A 16382-nucleotide genomic window follows, 5' to 3' on the forward strand; every position below is an offset into this window, starting at 1 on the left:
AAACAGGGGAACGCGTTGCCCCAAGCCTGCGCGCCGATCAACCCGTTACGCGCTTCCTTCGCCCTGGGCGCTGGTCATCGCGAAAATGCCTGTCGCATTGCCGGTGTCGAAGGCCAGGTCCAATCCGCCCGTCTCAGGATCGATGTCCCGGCTGATGAATTCATAGAAAGACCCTGGCACCCGGCGCAATTCATCCCCGGCAAAGAGCCGTTCCACGGTATCGGCGCGGAGGGCCGTCTGCCGCACCCGCCCAGTGCGGGAAATCTCCAGCCGATCCTTGATCGGCCAGTCCTCCGCCTTCAGCCGCTCCGCCAGCGCGGCCACATCCGCCACCCGGTCCGTCGCATGATTGAAGGCATTGCCCTCAGTCGCGATCCAGCCCGCTTCATGGGACCGGGAGAGCAGCAACTCATAATCCTCTATGCTGGCGGGTTCATGCTGCCGGTCGAAGGCCGCGACGATCACCGGCAACGCTACCGCAGATTCTGCGAGGGAGACGGGGCGACCGTCCGCATATTTCTCCAACACCGCCTTGGCTTCCGCGGTCAACGGATCGCGGGAGGTGCCGAACACCCGCGCCGCAACCTCGGCAAATTCCGGGTCAAAGCGGTCGACATGCAGTTCGGACAGGAAGAATTGCGGAATGGCTTCGGGCAGATCGGCATGGCGATAGGCCCGCCCGGTCATCCGCAGCCGGTCCAGCGGATAGACCGCCGCCATCTCATAGCCCAGCGGCACCAATATGCGGGTAAAGGCCTCTTCGCCCGGCGGCAATTCGCCGGTCGGGCCTTGGGCCAGCCGCACCGTGCGCAACGCGCCATGATCGAACACCACCTTGCCGCCTCGCGCCAGCCGGTCTTCGACATAGGCCGCGCCGCTCGGCACGCGTTCCAGCAAGTCGTGAAACAGGGCGATGTTCATCGCCATGGCGAAGGCGGCGCGGGATATAGTGGGACCGCGCTCAGCCATTAGCGCGGGATTGATATCGAGCGCCGCCAGCGCTGCCTGCGCTGCCTCCAGACCCAATATCCTCTCCACCAGCGCGTTGATCACCGATTGACTTTCGACCGACATGAGACGCTCCGTGCTGAAGTCCCATTATCGCATGCTTGAAATTAAATTCCAAGCTTTGGCAAGATTTATATCTTCTTGGGCATGCACTCCGCGCCCGCAGCCTTGATCGCGCCGCACAGCTTGGCGGCGTCCGCATTGCTCGCAAGGGGGCCGGCCTGCAACCGCGTCACCCCGCCGCTCGTCAGTATATAGGGGTGATAGCCCGACAAGCCGCTGACCTTGGCGCTGAGCTGGCTCCAGAGCGTCCGGGCGCGCGTTTCCGCACTGAATGCGCCGATCTGCACGCGCCATCCGCCGCTGCTTGCCTTGGGCAAGGCAGGCTTGGGAGCGGTCGGCTTGACTGCTGCCACCTTCGCGGGCGTGGGTGCGGGCTTGGGGGATGGCGCGACTTCAGGAGCCTTGGGTTTGGGCGGAGTGGAGGGCGGCAATTGCGCCGTCCGGATCGGCTTGGGCGCTTCACGCGACACGGGCGCGGACTGGCGAGACTCATCCGCCGTCAGCGCCGTCTTTTCCTGCTGGCCGATGGATCGTGCCATGGCGATGCCATCATTGCGCTGATCCTGCGGAATATATTTGTCCATCTGGCGAAGGCTTGCGGTCGCCTGCGCCAGCCCGGATTCGGACGCCCGCGTCATCAGCGCATAGGCCCGCACCCAGTTCTTTGTCGTCAGGTCGCCGTTGAACAGGGCCGTGCCGACGATATATTGGGCACGCGGCTCGCCCCGGTCTGCGGCACGCTGCAAATAAGGGAGGGCGCCCGCCCGATCGCCCTGCTGGAACATCAGCAGCCCCAGATTGTCCTCGGCGCGGCTATGACCCTGTTTCGCCGCCTTGCGATACCAATCGATCGCGGCGGCTGGATCGGCCTTAACGCCCCGGCCCAGCTTATAGGCCTGCCCCATGTTGAACTGCGCATCGGGATCGCCGGCCTGCGCGAGCGGCTGCCAGACGGTGATGGCCTTGGCATAGTCGCCCTGCTGCCAGGCATCGACGCCCGCCTTCACATCGGCCATCGCGGCCCCGGCCAAGGCCAGTTGCGCCAGGCTCAACATCGTTCCAGCGGCCAGCACGCCCCAAATACGCCTCATGCTCATGCTCCCAATGGGTTCTTGCGCGATCCTATGCCGCATCAAGGTTAATAGCGACTTAGCATTAAGAACATCGCCTTTTTACCGTCCGTCAGGCTTCCACGCGGATTAACCAATTCTTAGGCGGGGCTGTGGCACTCCTTGCCTCAATTGGATTTTCTGGGGGAAGTTGCGTGCGCATATTGGCATTGGCATCGCAAAAGGGGGGATCGGGCAAGACCACCCTGTCGGGGCATCTGGCCGTTCAGGCCCAGATGGCGGGCGCAGGTCCGGTCGTGCTGATCGACATCGACCCGCAGGGGTCGCTGGCCGACTGGTGGAACGAGCGCGAGGCCGAATATCCCGCCTTCGCCCAGACCACGGTCGCCCGCCTGGCCGCCGACCTTGAAATTCTTCGCCAGCAGGGTTTCAAGCTGGCCGTCATCGACACCCCGCCCGCGATCACCATGGCGATCCAGAGCGTCATTTCGGTCGCTGAGCTGATCGTCGTCCCGACCCGTCCCAGCCCGCACGACCTGCGTGCCGTGGGCGCCACGGTCGACCTGTGCGAGCGTGCGGGCAAGCCGCTGATCTTCGTGGTCAACGGCGCGACGCCCAAGGCGCGGATCACCTCCGAAGCCGCCGTTGCCCTGTCGCAACATGGCACGGTTGCCCCAATCACGCTGCACCATCGCACCGATTTCGCCGCCTCGATGATCGACGGCCGCACAGTGATGGAGGTCGACCCCAAGGGCCGTTCGGCCGGAGAGGTCACGCAGCTCTGGACCTATATTTCGGACCGGCTGGAAAAGAATTTCCGCCGCACCGTCTTTTCCGTCCCGCACAATGCGGTCGGCGCGGCAGGCACGGTTCGTCCGGCAAGCGGTGGCTTCGGCCGCCGGGTCTCACAGTAAGGGGAGGGGAATATCATGGTCGAACCGAAACCTCTCGCCTCGCTGACTTCCGGTCTGCTGGCCCGCAAGGGCGCTGCTTCCCCCGCCATGCGCCGTCCGGTATTCGGCCTGACTGCTGGAGCCACTGCGCTCCAGGAGGATCTGGGCTGGAACGACATGGGCTTTGACGTGACGCAGCCCGAACCTGCGCCGACCGAATCCCGCTCCGTGGCCGGTCTGACGCCGATGACCGCCGTTCCGGTCATGGCGCCAGTGCCCGTCGTGGTGACCGAGCGCGAGGAACTGGCCGAACGCATTGCCGAGGCCAGCGTCCCGGCCAAGGTCGAAAAGCCGAAAAGGAAGGCCCATGCTGCCGCCGTGGCGAAGGGCCGCAAGGCCGCCTTCACCCTGCGGCTTGACGCCGACCGCCATCTGAAGCTGCGGCTCGCCAGCGCCATCGTCGGCCGTTCGGCGCAGCAGATGGTGACCGAAGCGCTCGACTCGTTCCTCAGCAGCTTGCCGGATGTCGACCGGCTGGCCCAGCAACTGCCGCGCGTTCGCGGCAACAATTAAGGGTTGGGAAAAGCCATGAAGCGCAAGGCCTTCGCCAAAGCAGCGGTCGCGTCGATGCTTATCGGCACGACCATGGTGGGATGCACCGGCGCGGCCTTCCGCCCCGCCGCGATCGCTCCGCAGCATGATCCTGATCGTCTCGCCGCCAATGTCGAAAAGGCGCTGGCCGATCGCGACGGCGCCCGCGCGGTCGAACTGGCCGAAGCCGCCGTACAGGCAGCGCCGCAGGACGTCCGCTATCGCCAGTTGCTCGGCCGCGCCTATGTGGCGGACGGTCGCTTCGCTTCGGCCGAAACCGCGCTGTCGGACGCGATGACGCTGGGCAATCGCGATGCGCGCACCATCATCACCCTGGCGCTGGTCGAAGTTGCGCTAAGCAAGGATCGTGCCGCCCGCGACCTGCTCGCCAACCATGCCGACATCGTGCCTGCCGCCGACTATGGCCTCGCCATGGCGATGGCGGGTGACGCGCCGGAAGGCGTGCGTATCCTCTCCGAAGTGATCCACGACCCGTCGGCCACTGCGCGCACCCGTCAGAATCTGGCCTATGCCTATGCATTGGCTGGCCGGTGGAAGGATGCGCGCATGATGGCGGGCTTCGACCTCGATCCGCTCGCCGCCAATCAGCGCATCACCCAATGGGCGCAGAACGCCGCGCCTGGCCTTTCGCAGCAGCGGGTAGCCGCTCTGATGGGCGTGACGATCAACGGCGCCGATGCAGGTCAGCCGGTCGTCCTGGCCCTGGCGCCTGCGACCACGCCAGCGCAGATGGCGGAGGCCGTTCCCGTGGAGCAGGCCGTTTCCGCCGCGCAAACCGTCGAAACCGCACCCGTTGAGATCGCCGCTGCCGATCCCGCGCCACAACCGGCCGTTGCCGAAGCGTCCGCACCGATGATCCAGGCCATCGCGACCCCTGTCCGTGTTGCTGCGCCGCATCAGGCCTCGTCTGTTCGTGCCGCTCAGCCTGCGCGCGCCCCGCAATCCGCGCGCATCCAGCAACTCGCCTTCCGTCCGAGCGGCAAGGGCGGCAGCAACTGGGTGGTTCAGCTTGGCGCCTATGACAATGCGGCCATCGCGAAGGAAAAATGGTATGCCATGGCCCGCCGCAATGGCGCTTTGGCGAGCCTGCCTGTCCTCACCAGCCAAGTCACGGTGAACGGCGCGACCTTGGCCCGTCTAGCCGTCGGCGGCTTTGACGATCGGGCTGAGGCGATGGCGCTTTGCCACGCGGTCAAGGCCCGTCGCGGCCAATGTTTCGTGCGGGAAAATGTGGCCGACGCCACGCCGCAACGCTGGGCTCTGGCAACACGGGGCCGGCAATACGCCTCCCGCTGAAACGGGCTTAAAGACTGCATATCTTGCGGGCGGCACCCCTGGTGTCCGCCCGCAACTATTTTGCGGGTACATCCTTGGGCATTCCGGATACCGAACCAGATCCCTGCACAGGCAGGATGGCAGTTCCACCGCCGGAACCGCGGTTAAGGTAAGCCACTGGTCACGCATTGGCGCTGAGCGTCAGGAAAAACCGGTCTGGCCCGGTCAAATTGGCTCCCATTTCCGGATACGTCTAAAACAATTTTACGATTTGCATCAGACGAGGCCCGACAAACCATATCACGATATCGAGCTGTCGCAAGATCTTCCTTATTCCAGCGTGCAGAAGAATCTACCGCATTTGCGTCTGACGCGACCCTCGCACCTCCTCGGGAGCCGACACACGGAATTCGAAAGCGTGACCGCGATCGCGCGGAGCGCGTGCGCTTGGCGGGAGGTCCGAAGCAATCATTGAGGGAGCGTGCCGTCGCCTTCGCTCGAAAGCGAGGTGAGGTTCGGACAAAGGATCTCACCGAGATTGGCGTCCATCGCTGCTATCTAGCCCGCATGTGCGACGAAGGCTTGCTCGTGAAGGTGGGCTATGGCCGCTACCGGGCACCTGATTCAGGGGCTGACCGCGCGGGCGGCGCTGCTTGAGCGTGGGATTACCCAGGTGCAGTCCCATAACTTTTCGTCCCACTGGCGGTCGCGCCTTAGGTGTGATGGAGCCAGCTTATCCGCGGCTTATCCCAAGCAATAGATTGATACACCAAACGTGCTACGTCTTCATTCGAGATCGCTGATCACCTCGGCGCATTGGTGGCCAGAAAGTGAGGCCCGGTCCCGACAGACCGGGCCGTCACGCTTCAATATTCCATCGCCGGCGCAGGCATGGCCGCGCCCTTTTCCTCCTTCGGGGCCTCGGCGACCAGCGCTTCGGTCGTGATGAGGAGCGAGGCTACCGAGGCCGCGTCCTGCAGCGCGGTGCGCACAACCTTGGCCGGATCGATCACGCCCGCCTGGACAAGATCCTGATATTCGCCGGTCGCGGCATTGAAGCCCCAATTATAGTCTGGGCTTTCGAGCAGCTTGCCGACGATCCAGGCTCCGTCCTCGCCGGCATTCTCCGCAATCTGGCGGGCCGGGGCGCGCAGCGCCCGCCGGACAATATCGATGCCCGACTGCTGGTCGTCGTTCGCGGCCTTGAGGCTGTCGAGCGCCTTCAGGGCCCGGAGCAGCGGGACGCCGCCCCCCGGAAGAACGCCTTCCTCTACCGCGGCGCGGGTTGCATGGAGCGCGTCGTCGACCCGGTCCTTCTTCTCCTTGACCTCGACCTCGGTCGCGCCGCCGACACGGATGACCGCGACGCCGCCGGCCAGCTTGGCAAGGCGCTCCTGCAGCTTCTCGCGGTCATAGTCGGATGTGGTGGTGTCGATCTGCTGGCGGATCTGGGCGACACGAGCATCGATATCCGCCTTGGTGCCGACGCCATCGATGATGGTGGTGTTGTCCTTGTCGATCGTGACCTTCTTCGCCCGGCCGAGCATGTTGATCGTGACATTTTCGAGCTTGGTGCCGAGTTCTTCGCTGACGACATTGCCGCTGGTGAGCACGGCGATGTCCTCGAGCATCGCCTTGCGGCGATCGCCGAAGCCCGGCGCCTTGACCGCCGCGACCTTGAGGCCGCCGCGCAGCTTGTTGACGACCAGCGTCGCCAGCGCCTCGCCCTCGACATCCTCGGCGATGATCAGCAGCGGCCGCCCCGATTGGACGACCTTCTCGAGCAGCGGCACCAGCGCCTGCAGGTTCGAGAGCTTCTTTTCGTGGATAAGGATATAGGGATCGTCCAGTTCGACCTTCAGCTGCTCGGCGTTGGTGATGAAATAGGGCGAGAGATAGCCGCGGTCGAACTGCATGCCCTCGACCACTTCCAGTTCGGTGGCGAGACTCTTGGCTTCCTCGACGGTGATCACGCCCTCATTGCCGACCTTCTCCATCGCCTCGGCGAGGATACGGCCGACCTCGCCGTCGCCGTTGGCGGAGATCGTAGCGACCTGCGCGATCTCGTTGTTCGCGCTGACCTTCCTGGCATGGCTTTCGAGATCGGCGACTACCGCGCTGACCGCGAGATCGATACCGCGCTTGAGATCCATCGGATTCATGCCCGCGGCCACGGCCTTCGAGCCCTCGCGGACGATCGCCTGCGCGAGGACGGTGGCGGTGGTGGTACCGTCTCCCGCCAGGTCGTTGGTCTTCGAAGCGACCTCGCGCAGCATCTGCACGCCCATATTCTCGAACTTGTCGGCAAGCTCGATCTCCTTGGCGACAGTGACGCCGTCCTTGGTGATGCGCGGCGCGCCGAAGCTCTTCTCGATCACGACGTTGCGGCCCTTGGGGCCGAGCGTGACCTTCACCGCGTTCGCGAGCGTATCCACGCCGCGCAGCATGCGATCGCGCGCGTCCGACGCAAACTTGACTTCCTTGGCAGCCATCTTGGCTCAACTCCTTTCCAAATTCCTTCCTGAATGTTTGAGGAATGGCGGTGGTCAGGCCGCCTGCTTGAGTTCGGCGTGCGTCTCGATCACGCCGAGGATGTCGCTCTCCTTCATGATGAGCAGCTCCTCGCCGTCGATCTTGACCTCGGTGCCCGACCATTTGCCGAACAGGATCCGGTCACCGGCCTTGACCGACAGGGCAACGAGCGTGCCCTTGTCGTCGCGGGCGCCCGGCCCGACGGCGACGACCTCGCCTTCCTGCGGCTTTTCCTTGGCGGTGTCGGGAATAATAATGCCGCCCGAAGTCTTTTCCTCGGCTTCGATGCGGCGGACGACCACACGGTCGTGCAAGGGGCGGAATTGCATAGGCAGAACCTCCGGTTGCAAAACAAGATGTGATGGTCCTGTCGTTCATCGGAACGACAGGTTCCGCCGAGCTAGGAAAGCCGATTTTTCGGTTCAAGAGGGCATGTGAAAAAATTTGGCACTCGCAGTACAACGGTGCCAATGTTGTCCTTATCAACCACTTGACGCGGCGCGGGGCCGCACCAAAATTCTTCACGCGGCTGTTTGCCGCACCGACGAGAAAGGAGCGACACAAGGAAAGGAGGCGTGCCCATGTCGCAGCCATTTTCGCGTTTTCTGCATCCCTTCGAAGTTGCGCGCCATCCGAGCCTGGAGCCGGAAGTCAAGCGCGCACTGCTCGCATCCTGGGCGTCCGACCGCTCGGCGGTCAGGGATCATCCCGCGCTGCGCAAGCCGCCCGGCGCGCGCCGCGCCGTTCCGATCGACGATGTGCTCGCCGCGATGCGCTCGCTCGACGAGGGTGCCGATCGAGGGCCGTCGCGGCAATGAGCGATCCGGAGTTCATCGCCCAGCTGGAGGGCTATCGCCTCACCACCGCGGAGGTCCACTTTTACCGTCCCGACGCGCCATCGCTGCTGCAGCTGTTCGTCTGGCAGGCGTATGACCTAGCACCGAATTTTCCAGTGCTGTTCGAGTTCCTCGACCATTGGCGGCGCGAGATCGAGGCCGTGCTCCACTCGGTGCGGATCGCGCACGAGCGGCTGATCCGCCCCGCGGAGTGGCGCCCGATCGACGGCGTCATATCGATCCAGTGAAGCGTGGTCCGCTCCGGCGCTGGCGTGAGCGAGGCGGGCGCAACGTCCGCCTCCTGCTCCCGTTCGACGATATCATGGAGTTCGCCTTCGCGCTGCTGTCGCTGTCACCGACCGAGCTGGAAGGCCTGGGCTGGACTTTTGCCGACCGCAAACGGCTGCTCGATCATTTCCTGCGCTCGGGCAAGGCGGCGCAAGGGGTCGCCCCGGACCGTCTCGGAACCATGCCGATCGCGCTCAACCTGCCGCAGCGCGACGTCGACCGGCTGCAGTATTTCGCGCGCCGCGAGCTTCCCAAGGCGGCGAGCAATGCCGGCATGATCGACCGGGTGCTGGCCGCGCTCGATCGCGCTTCCCATCGATAGCGCGGGTGATCCATGAAAGGCCCGGGAGCCAACTGCTCCCGGGTCATCGCTCAACTGCTGTTGGGGCGAGCTTCCGGCTTTTCCGGCGTGGCAACGGCCGGAATTGGCGCGCGCGTTGGCGCTCCGCAGTCGCCCGAGCTGCTCGAGACGACCTTCGGCTGCCGATCGGCCCCGAGCGAGATCACCTGGATGCTTCGGCTGCACATGCCGTTGCCCGTGCTTGTCGAGACGAAGCGATAGCTCACCGTTCCGGCTGGCAGGCTGTCGAACGTGGCGCGGTCCTGGGTTGCGCCGGTTGCCGTCGCGGCGTCGATCATTCGCACCCGCTGCAACATGGCATAAAACTGCCGATCCATGTCGGCGGCGATCCGGTCGAACAGGGTGATAGGCGAGGCGATCGCCAGGTCGGTGAGGCCCACGGGCACGAACTGCAACACCGGTTCGACAGTGACCTTGGGCGCCACATCGCCCTGATACTCGATCCGCGCCAATGAGCCGTCGGGCAGGTCGACGGTCATGACCCGGTTGTGATTGGCGGCCGCCAGGGCCGTTCCCGCAATGGCAGCCGCCGCCGCGCCGGCCAAGACGGCTGTACGAAGCAATTTTCGCATCAAACGTCCTTTCATTGCTGGTTGTGGAGTCGTGAAATCTATCCGGCCAAGCTGAACCGCGGATGACAATCCTCCTCCATATTGGAGACCGGATCGACGGCGCACCAACGTGCAGGCGGCCCCTTGGACGAGCAGCATGAAATGCGGAGCTGCTCTGTTGACAGGGGAGCGGCGACCGAACGCCGATCGGAAGGCGGCCCATGGATCGAGAACCGCACGCCCTGACGCCGGCAAAAGTCCATCGCCGAATCGCGATCGGCGAAGCGCAGCTCGATCGTCTCGAGCGGATCGCCGCTGCCGGTCCAGCCGGTCAGCGGATCCGCTCTCGGGGCCCAGCGGGGCGCGAAGCGGATCCGCCACTGGCCAAGCCGGGCGCGCCCGCCCTGATGGGTGGCGCGCGGCACCGGCTCGACCACGGCGCAGGCATCGGGCGGCAGCGCGCTCGCTGTGCCGGGCCCGGCGCTGTTGTCATTGGCGGATGGCCCGGAACCGGGGTTCCGGGCCGGGCCGTCAGGCCGCCTTGCCATTGACGGGAATGCGGCGGACATTCTCGTTCGCCGCCTCCGTCTTAGGCAGGGTTACCGTGAGCACACCGTTCTTGAAGGTCGCGTTTGCCTTGTCGCGGTCGACACTCTGGGGCAGGCCGATGCGCCGTTCGAAGCGGCCATAGCTGCGCTCCGAATAGCCGCGGTCCCTGTCCTCGACCTCCGAGCGCTTTTCACCCCGCAGGGTAAGGACGCCGTCCTCGACGGTGATCTCGACATCCTTCTCGTCGAGACCCGGCAGTTCGGCCGTGACGCGGATCTCCTTGTCGGTCTCGCCGAGCTCGACATGCGGCCAGCCGGCAGCGCGGTCGAAGCCGGCGAAGGCGGGCACGCCGAAGCCGCGGAAGGCGTCGTCGAACAGCCGGTTCATCCCGCGATGGAGCGAGAGCAACGGATGAGTGTCATTGTCGCGGTTGCGCTCGACGCCGACCGGGACGGGGAGCCGGTTTTCCTGCCGGCTCCAGGGAATGAGATCACGAAATGCCATGATGATCATCTCCTTTTCTGGCTGGAAGTTGGTGGACCCTGCCGGTCGCCGCTGGCGGGGGGTTGCGGCGGCGCCGGCAGGCCACTTTGCCAAGGATCAGGCCGCTTCGAGGGCCTTGTCCTTGGGCGCTTCGATCCGATCCTGGGCAGTCGTGCTGCCGCTGATCGTGATCTTACGCGGCTTCATCGCCTCGGGGACGACACGCTTGAGCGCGATGCTCAACAGGCCGTTCTCGAAGCTGGCGTTGCCGGCCTCGACGAAATCGGCGAGCTGGAAGCGCCGCTCGAAGGCGCGCGCGGCGATACCGCGGTGCAGATACTCGGCCTTGCCGTCGTCGTCGGCGCGCTTGCCGGTGACGCTGAGAAGGTTCTGCTGGGCGACCACCTCGATATCCTCGGGGCGGAAGCCGGCGACCGCCAGCGTGATGCGATAGCTGTCATCGCCTTCCCTCAGAATGTCGAAAGGCGGATAGCCATCGTCTTCACGCGCGCCCGCCTCGAGCAGGTTGAAGAGGCGGTCGAAGCCGACGGTCGAGCGCCGATAGGGCGCAAAGTCGAAGTTGGTTCTCATCTCCAAATCCTCCTGGTGAAGCAACTTGGGCATGAGAAGCGCCGGAAACGGAGAGCCGGCACCCTCTGTGTCCAGCCGGACCCGGTATTGGCGTCCGGCATGGATCAGATAGGAGCGCAAAAGCTCTCTTCAAGATCCTATAAATCATGTCGCAATCGCGTCGGGCGAATTGATATTTCCTCGTCCGTAGATTCGCCAGCGCCGAGAAGGGCGGCCAGCCAAGCTCCCGCCAGGAACCACCAAAATCGAGAAGCAATGATAGCAACCAAATGCTGTTCCTCATTTTCCGATGGCACGTTCGCGCACTGCTAACGACGGGGCGCATCGCCGATTCGCTAGCCTTGTATTGCTCAGGGCAGATATCGGCTTGGAGGAACACCCAAAATACGTCGGAACATCGTCGAGAAGTTCGCCGGGCTGTCATAACCGAGATCGAGTGCGATCGCTGTCACAGATTCGCCCGCAGCGAGCCGCGGCAAGGCCACGGACAGACAAGCCTGCTGGCGCCACTCCGCAAAGCTCATTCCCGTCTCGCGCCGGAAAAGCCGAGTAAAGCGACGGCGATTCATCGCGAGAACATCCGCCCATTGGTCGATCGTCGCTGTCGCTTGCGGTCGCTCCAGAAAAAGGTGGCACTGCGCTGCCAGCTTGGCCTCGCGTGGAAAGGGAACGGCCAGCGGGATCACCGGCGCCTCTTCGAGTTCGGCCACGAGCAGCTTCATGACAAGTCCGTCGCGCCCGACCTCGTCATATTCGAGCGGTACCACGGCGGCTGCGAGCAGGAGCTGGCGCAGCAAAGGTGAAATCGCGACGACGCGACAGGATCGGCCGAAGTCGCGACAGGCACGCGGTTCGATCAGCACGCTGCGGGTTTGGACCGCGCCAACCATGCGTGTCGCATGTGGTGTTCCACCCGGAATCCAGACGGCGCGCTCTGGCGGTGCGACCCAGGCGCCGTCGGGCGTGCTCACTGCGATGACGCCGCTTGCCGCATAGAGCAACTGTACGCGCCGATGCTTGTGCTCGGCGAGCTCGAAGGACGGCGGATAATCATTCCCGATCCCGACCACGGGCCTCGGAACATCCTCATGATCATCTGGATGGCGGTGCATAGGACTGCCCTGCTCTCAAAGTCGATTGGCCCATATGTCGAAGCGGGACGCGCTGGGAAAGGCTAAGCGCCCCTCTCCAGGGAAGGAGCGCGAATGAACGAGACGATAACGCCGACGTCGAAGCCTCAGGCAGCGACCGAGACAGTGTTCGGCGTGATCGTTGCGATCAGCTTCTGCCACCTGCTCAACGACATGATGCAGTCGCTTCTTCCGGCCATCTATCCGGGGCTCAAGGCCGAGTTCGGTCTAAGCTTCGGCCAGATCGGCCTCGTAACGCTCGCCTACCAGGTTACCGCCTCGATCCTACAGCCTTTGGTCGGCCTGTATGCGGACAAGAGGCCGACGCCGCTTGCATTGCCGGGCGGTACGCTCTTCTCGCTCGCCGGCCTCGCGGTGCTATCCGCGGCGCACAGCTACGCCCTTGTGCTGCTCGGCGCGTCGCTGCTCGGTGTAGGTTCTTCTGTCTTCCATCCCGAATCCTCCCGCGTCGCCCGCATGGCCGCGGGGCGACGGCACGGCCTAGCGCAGTCGCTGTTCCAGGTCGGCGGTAATGCCGGCCAGGCGCTGGGCCCACTCGCCGCCGCTTTGGTCGTCGTGCGCTGGGGGCAGTCGAGTCTCGCTTTCTTCGCATTGCTGGCGCTGCTCTCGGGCGCCGTGCTTTGGAACGTCGCCAGCTGGTATCGCCACCACGGCTTGATTCGCTTGAAGGCGGGAGTGCGGGTTTCCGCCGTGGGTCGGCTGGCCGAGGTTCGCGCCGCTCGTGGTATTTCGATCCTGCTGGCGCTGATCTTCTCGAAATATGTCTATCTCGCCAGCCTCACGAGCTACTTCACCTTTTATCTGATCCACCGCTTCGGCGTGTCGGTGCAGAATGCGCAGCTCCATCTTTTCGCCTTCCTCGCGGCGGTAGCGATGGGCACTGTCGCCGGCGGTCCGCTCGGCGACCGCTTCGGACGCAAATACGTAATCTGGTTCTCGATCCTGGGCTGCCTGCCGTTCACACTGCTGCTGCCTCACGTCGGCCTGTTCTGGACAGGGCCGCTGACGATTGTGATCGGCCTGATCCTGGCCTCCGCGTTTCCCGCGATCGTCGTGTTCGCGCAGGAGCTGGTGCCGGGCAAGGTCGGGATGATCTCGGGACTGTTTTTCGGCTTTTCCTTCGGCATGGGCGGGCTCGGCGCAGCGGTGCTCGGCTGGCTCGCCGACCTGACCAGCATCGAGACGGTCTATCAGCTCTGCGCCTTCCTGCCTGCGATCGGGTTGCTCACCGCGCTGCTTCCCGACATCGAACAGAACTGAGTGGCCGGCCTTGCGGTGCCGGTAATGCAGCAATTGCCGCATCTGAAGCGCGCCGATGAAGAGGTCGGTATGCCTTTCATGCCAGAAAAGGAGAGCCGTTGTACCTCTTCGGCTGAGCGCGCCCGGCTATCGGACGCCTTGGCAGATCCCGCAAAGCTGCGGTCGTCTGACCCATACGTAGATGACCCGATAGGGAGGCAAGGCTTCGTGGCCTAGTGACTGCGAAACGCGGGATTAAAGCCCAGCGGACCGACACATCGCAGGAGGTTCACAGGTGAGTTACGCACGTCTGATGGTCCATCTCGAGCTCGGCAAGTCGAACGCCGCGCTGCTCACTGTCGCCGGTGATCTCGCCGAGCGATCTCATGCCAGCCTTGTCGGAATTGCCGCCGCGCAGCCATTGGTCGCCACCCCATATGCCGGCGCCTTCATCTCCGGAGAAGCGATCGAGCTCGACCGAGCGGAGATCGAACGCGAAGCGAAGGTCGCACAGTCCGAATTTCAGACGATATTGAGTGGTCGCGTCGCTGATCTGGAATGGCGCTGCATGGAAACGACCGCGCTGCTTTCGGACTACTTGGCGAGCGAGGCGCGCAGCGTCGATGTCATTGTTACGGCACCCGATCGTGGCGGAGGGTTGCTTCCGGATACCCGACGCACCAGTGTTGGTGACCTGGTGATGCGCGCCGGACGGCCGGTAATCATTGTTCCGACGCATGCTACCGGGCTAAAGCCGGAGCGCGCGCTCGTCGCCTGGAAGGACTGTCGCGAGGCACGGCGCGCCGCGCTCGATGCTTTGCCGCTGCTCGAAATCGCCGGTCATGTGACAGTGGTCGAGGTCGCGAGGAAGGAGGACGAGGCTGCGGCGAGGCGGCGCCTGACAGATGTGGCCGATTGGCTCAAGCGCCATGGGATCCTGGCAGAGATCCTCGTCTCGCCGGCGACCGGTGATGATGTCGCGGCCCTTTCGACACTCGCGAGGGCAGAACGCGCCGACGTCATCGTCGCGGGTGCCTATGGACACAGCCGGCTCCGAGAGTGGACGTTCGGAGGCATGACCGCTGATTTGTTGCTGAATCCCGCATGTTGTGTGCTGCTGTCCCGCTGACCATTTTCGAGACGCTGCAGGACAGCCGGGTTCGGCGCGAATGCGCGATCAATGCCGATGACCGGACATAATCGCGCTGCTCGTGCCGCACACGCGCGCCTCGCCGGCGAATTGACGCTCGCGCCAAATAGCGACGAGTATCCGTAACACTACCGATATGCCCGTCAGGGTCGCAAAGCGAAGCTTTCCTCGCTTACGAAAAGGGGAATCTCCATGCATACGATAGCTAGAATTCGTCAGTCGGTCGATGTCATCTTCCTGTACGGTTTGGCAGCGGGGCTGATGTGGCTCATCGCCGCAACCATCATGGCAAAGCTCCCGGAATGAAGTGTCATCCGCGTGGCGGATGTCTGCTGGCGCTTGGTCTGAGCGCCTTGCTCGCCTTTCCGGTTTCCGCCCCGGCTCGAACCGCTTCTGCCGCCGCCGAAGCAACCACCCCTACCGGCTTCCGCCTCGATCCTGACGGAACCCTGGTGCATGAGGGAAGCGGCACTCGCTTTCCGCGGACGCTCGCGGGCTTCACGCGCGTGACGGAACAGGGCTATGATCCGAGCGGCCAGTATGTTTCGGTCGAATATCGTGCGCCAGCGCGTGATTCAACAATCGTCGTGCGGATTTCACTGGTTCACATCGAGCAGATGTCCGCCAGAGATCACTATGAAATCATGAAATGGCTTGCGCGAAGGTATTTCGATGAAAGCACACCGGTATCCGAAGGCCCCGTTCTTCTTCCCGACATGCCTGAAGATTCGGTGTGGCGCGGGCGATTCCGCGGCAACCGACAAGGCCGGCCGTTTGAATTCAGCCTTACGACGGTCGATTTGGGCTATTGGGGTGCCCGAATTGCAACGGCCTATCCCGAAGCCGGGCATATCGAAGCGGAACAGCGGCTCGATGCATTCATACATGGATTGCGCGCCTTGGCACCGTCCAGGACTGCCCGTTAGGGTCGACTTCTTCCGCTGGCTGTTTGCGCAAGCAGCTCTTCAGGGACGATCTGCGACAATCTATCCTTGGGCGCGCGTCGACCCTTCAATGCGATCTGCAGGATAGGGGTCGCTGCATCTGAAAAGGTCCGGGTGAAAAGCAGTGTTGTGCACGCGCTTTCGCCGACCAGCCGCTGGGCCGCCCACGAGATGGCCAACATCGACGGCTGCTTCCGTCCGAAGCTTCGCGAAGGTAGCGCAACAGCCGGGCGATAATCTCGCGATCGAGTGCCGATCCCGCGATCCACCTTCACCTGGGAAATTTACGGAGTTCGGAGCGTTCACCCTGGCGTTAGATTCTCTGAACCGAATTCCCGGAGGGTAGCTCAGATTGCCTGCTGCGCGTGACAGATAATCCCGCAGATCCGCAGGTTTCAGAACCGATGGTCCTCGTGGTCGAAAGCGACGCCGGGCTAAGGCGCGCGATGCACCTTTTGCTCATCGCGCGGGGTTATGGCGTGAAGGCCTACGCAGATGAGGGCTTCCTCATCGGCGACCCTGCGACGAGGGATGGAGCGTGCCTGATCGCCGAGTACCGCCCCCCATATGCCGACGGCATCGGTCTCCTGCGTCAACTTCGGGCTGCCCGCTGGCACCATCCCGCCATCTTAACAACTGACGATCGTTCGGCCGAGACTGAGTCGCGCGCTCACGGTGCGGGCTATGCGCATGTTCTCCGCAAGCCATTCGCTCATCACGTCCTACTGGACCTCGTCGACGGGGTTCTGTCGCGCGGCCCGCGTCAGGCGCGAGAATGACACTTCC

The 16382-nt window shown here is 64.0% G+C and carries 19 protein-coding genes; 10 read left to right on the forward strand and 9 right to left on the reverse strand.

The window, feature by feature from the left end; all coding sequences use genetic code 11:
• Positions 1 to 45: 45 nt before the first annotated feature.
• Positions 46 to 1074, reverse strand: a complete 1029-nt coding sequence (locus K426_RS09615; protein WP_066556288.1) for a DUF1338 domain-containing protein — start codon at positions 1072 to 1074, stop codon at positions 46 to 48.
• Between the two features lie 65 nt (positions 1075 to 1139).
• Positions 1140 to 2168: an SPOR domain-containing protein gene (locus tag K426_RS09620; protein WP_066556293.1), complete on the reverse strand. Its 1029-nt coding sequence runs from the start codon at positions 2166 to 2168 to the stop codon at positions 1140 to 1142.
• A gap of 167 nt (positions 2169 to 2335) precedes the next feature.
• Between K426_RS09620 and K426_RS09625 the strand changes: the two genes are divergently transcribed.
• The 3 genes from K426_RS09625 to K426_RS09635 are packed head-to-tail and all read left to right on the forward strand — an operon-like array spanning position 2336 to position 4942.
• Positions 2336 to 3055: a ParA family protein gene (locus tag K426_RS09625; protein WP_066556294.1), complete on the forward strand. Its 720-nt coding sequence runs from the start codon at positions 2336 to 2338 to the stop codon at positions 3053 to 3055.
• 15 nt (positions 3056 to 3070) lie between these two features.
• On the forward strand, positions 3071 to 3607 hold the full coding sequence (locus tag K426_RS09630) for a hypothetical protein (RefSeq protein ID WP_066556296.1): 537 nt from the start codon (positions 3071 to 3073) through the stop codon (positions 3605 to 3607).
• 15 nt (positions 3608 to 3622) lie between these two features.
• Positions 3623 to 4942 (forward strand): SPOR domain-containing protein, encoded by a 1320-nt coding sequence (locus K426_RS09635; protein ID WP_066556303.1) that lies wholly within the window; start codon positions 3623 to 3625, stop codon positions 4940 to 4942.
• An 845-nt stretch (positions 4943 to 5787) separates the two neighbouring features.
• On the opposite strand, the gene groL is transcribed toward K426_RS09635, so the two are convergent.
• Both groL and groES read right to left on the reverse strand, forming a co-directional pair.
• Positions 5788 to 7413, reverse strand: a complete 1626-nt coding sequence (gene groL / locus K426_RS09645) for a chaperonin GroEL (RefSeq protein WP_066556309.1) — start codon at positions 7411 to 7413, stop codon at positions 5788 to 5790.
• A 54-nt stretch (positions 7414 to 7467) separates the two neighbouring features.
• Positions 7468 to 7782 carry a co-chaperone GroES gene (groES, locus tag K426_RS09650; RefSeq protein ID WP_066556311.1) on the reverse strand — a complete coding sequence of 105 codons (315 nt, stop codon included), beginning with the start codon at positions 7780 to 7782 and terminating at the stop codon, positions 7468 to 7470.
• 252 nt (positions 7783 to 8034) lie between these two features.
• Here groES and K426_RS09655 point away from each other — a divergent pair, with 252 nt between their 5' ends.
• From K426_RS09655 to K426_RS09665, 3 genes are all read left to right on the forward strand, one after another.
• Positions 8035 to 8271 (forward strand): hypothetical protein, encoded by a 237-nt coding sequence (locus K426_RS09655; RefSeq protein WP_066556320.1) that lies wholly within the window; start codon positions 8035 to 8037, stop codon positions 8269 to 8271.
• Positions 8268 to 8537, forward strand: coding sequence for an usg protein (locus K426_RS09660; RefSeq protein WP_066556322.1), 270 nt, complete (start codon positions 8268 to 8270; stop codon positions 8535 to 8537). The genes K426_RS09655 and K426_RS09660 overlap by 4 nt, the downstream gene beginning before the upstream one ends.
• Positions 8538 to 8611: 74 nt before the next feature.
• Positions 8612 to 8899: a hypothetical protein gene (locus tag K426_RS09665; RefSeq protein WP_236036561.1), complete on the forward strand. Its 288-nt coding sequence runs from the start codon at positions 8612 to 8614 to the stop codon at positions 8897 to 8899.
• Between the two features lie 50 nt (positions 8900 to 8949).
• Here K426_RS09665 and K426_RS09670 read toward each other — a convergent pair whose 3' ends face one another.
• The 5 genes from K426_RS09670 to K426_RS09690 form a co-directional block, all read right to left on the reverse strand.
• Entirely contained in the window at positions 8950 to 9510 is a 561-nt protein-coding gene (locus tag K426_RS09670; RefSeq protein ID WP_145907229.1) for a hypothetical protein, read from the reverse strand.
• 38 nt (positions 9511 to 9548) lie between these two features.
• Complete coding sequence (locus tag K426_RS09675; RefSeq protein WP_066556325.1) at positions 9549 to 10037, reverse strand: NADH dehydrogenase ubiquinone Fe-S protein 4; 489 nt, start codon at positions 10035 to 10037, stop codon at positions 9549 to 9551.
• Positions 10021 to 10542: an Hsp20/alpha crystallin family protein gene (locus tag K426_RS09680; protein WP_066561595.1), complete on the reverse strand. Its 522-nt coding sequence runs from the start codon at positions 10540 to 10542 to the stop codon at positions 10021 to 10023. Before K426_RS09680 ends, K426_RS09675 begins: the two co-directional genes overlap by 17 nt.
• 96 nt (positions 10543 to 10638) lie before the next feature.
• Positions 10639 to 11112 (reverse strand): Hsp20 family protein, encoded by a 474-nt coding sequence (locus K426_RS09685; RefSeq protein ID WP_066561596.1) that lies wholly within the window; start codon positions 11110 to 11112, stop codon positions 10639 to 10641.
• Between the two features lie 350 nt (positions 11113 to 11462).
• On the reverse strand, positions 11463 to 12224 hold the full coding sequence (locus K426_RS09690) for an AraC family transcriptional regulator (protein WP_066556329.1): 762 nt from the start codon (positions 12222 to 12224) through the stop codon (positions 11463 to 11465).
• A 93-nt stretch (positions 12225 to 12317) separates the two neighbouring features.
• Here K426_RS09690 and K426_RS09695 point away from each other — a divergent pair, with 93 nt between their 5' ends.
• From K426_RS09695 to K426_RS09715, 4 genes are all read left to right on the forward strand, one after another.
• Entirely contained in the window at positions 12318 to 13523 is a 1206-nt protein-coding gene (locus tag K426_RS09695; protein ID WP_066556332.1) for an MFS transporter, read from the forward strand.
• Positions 13524 to 13797: 274 nt separating this feature from the next.
• Positions 13798 to 14631, forward strand: a complete 834-nt coding sequence (locus K426_RS09705; RefSeq protein WP_066556336.1) for a universal stress protein — start codon at positions 13798 to 13800, stop codon at positions 14629 to 14631.
• Positions 14632 to 14915: 284 nt separating this feature from the next.
• Positions 14916 to 15578 carry a hypothetical protein gene (locus K426_RS09710; RefSeq protein WP_145907231.1) on the forward strand — a complete coding sequence of 221 codons (663 nt, stop codon included), beginning with the start codon at positions 14916 to 14918 and terminating at the stop codon, positions 15576 to 15578.
• 422 nt (positions 15579 to 16000) lie between these two features.
• Positions 16001 to 16375, forward strand: coding sequence for a response regulator (locus tag K426_RS09715; RefSeq protein ID WP_066556348.1), 375 nt, complete (start codon positions 16001 to 16003; stop codon positions 16373 to 16375).
• The last annotated feature ends 7 nt before the right edge of the window (positions 16376 to 16382 follow it).

This window comes from Sphingobium sp. TKS, from assembly GCF_001563265.1.
Classification (GTDB): domain Bacteria; phylum Pseudomonadota; class Alphaproteobacteria; order Sphingomonadales; family Sphingomonadaceae; genus Sphingobium.

Bases quoted from the DNA above. Each gene is read 5' to 3' on its own strand.
- K426_RS09670 (WP_145907229.1), bottom strand. From the start codon at position 9,510: ATGCGAAAATTGCTTCGTACAGCCGTCTTGGCCGGCGCGGCGGCGGCT.
- K426_RS09635 (WP_066556303.1), top strand. From the start codon at position 3,623: ATGAAGCGCAAGGCCTTCGCCAAAGCAGCGGTCGCGTCGATGCTTATC.
- K426_RS09620 (WP_066556293.1), bottom strand. From the start codon at position 2,168: ATGAGCATGAGGCGTATTTGGGGCGTGCTGGCCGCTGGAACGATGTTG.
- K426_RS09630 (WP_066556296.1), top strand. From the start codon at position 3,071: ATGGTCGAACCGAAACCTCTCGCCTCGCTGACTTCCGGTCTGCTGGCC.
- K426_RS09675 (WP_066556325.1), bottom strand. From the start codon at position 10,037: ATGGCAAGGCGGCCTGACGGCCCGGCCCGGAACCCCGGTTCCGGGCCA.
- K426_RS09695 (WP_066556332.1), top strand. From the start codon at position 12,318: ATGAACGAGACGATAACGCCGACGTCGAAGCCTCAGGCAGCGACCGAG.
- groES (WP_066556311.1), bottom strand. From the start codon at position 7,782: ATGCAATTCCGCCCCTTGCACGACCGTGTGGTCGTCCGCCGCATCGAA.
- K426_RS09690 (WP_066556329.1), bottom strand. From the start codon at position 12,224: ATGCACCGCCATCCAGATGATCATGAGGATGTTCCGAGGCCCGTGGTC.
- K426_RS09615 (WP_066556288.1), bottom strand. From the start codon at position 1,074: ATGTCGGTCGAAAGTCAATCGGTGATCAACGCGCTGGTGGAGAGGATA.
- K426_RS09665 (WP_236036561.1), top strand. From the start codon at position 8,612: ATGGAGTTCGCCTTCGCGCTGCTGTCGCTGTCACCGACCGAGCTGGAA.
- K426_RS09660 (WP_066556322.1), top strand. From the start codon at position 8,268: ATGAGCGATCCGGAGTTCATCGCCCAGCTGGAGGGCTATCGCCTCACC.
- groL (WP_066556309.1), bottom strand. From the start codon at position 7,413: ATGGCTGCCAAGGAAGTCAAGTTTGCGTCGGACGCGCGCGATCGCATG.
- K426_RS09655 (WP_066556320.1), top strand. From the start codon at position 8,035: ATGTCGCAGCCATTTTCGCGTTTTCTGCATCCCTTCGAAGTTGCGCGC.
- K426_RS09685 (WP_066561596.1), bottom strand. From the start codon at position 11,112: ATGAGAACCAACTTCGACTTTGCGCCCTATCGGCGCTCGACCGTCGGC.
- K426_RS09715 (WP_066556348.1), top strand. From the start codon at position 16,001: ATGGTCCTCGTGGTCGAAAGCGACGCCGGGCTAAGGCGCGCGATGCAC.
- K426_RS09680 (WP_066561595.1), bottom strand. From the start codon at position 10,542: ATGGCATTTCGTGATCTCATTCCCTGGAGCCGGCAGGAAAACCGGCTC.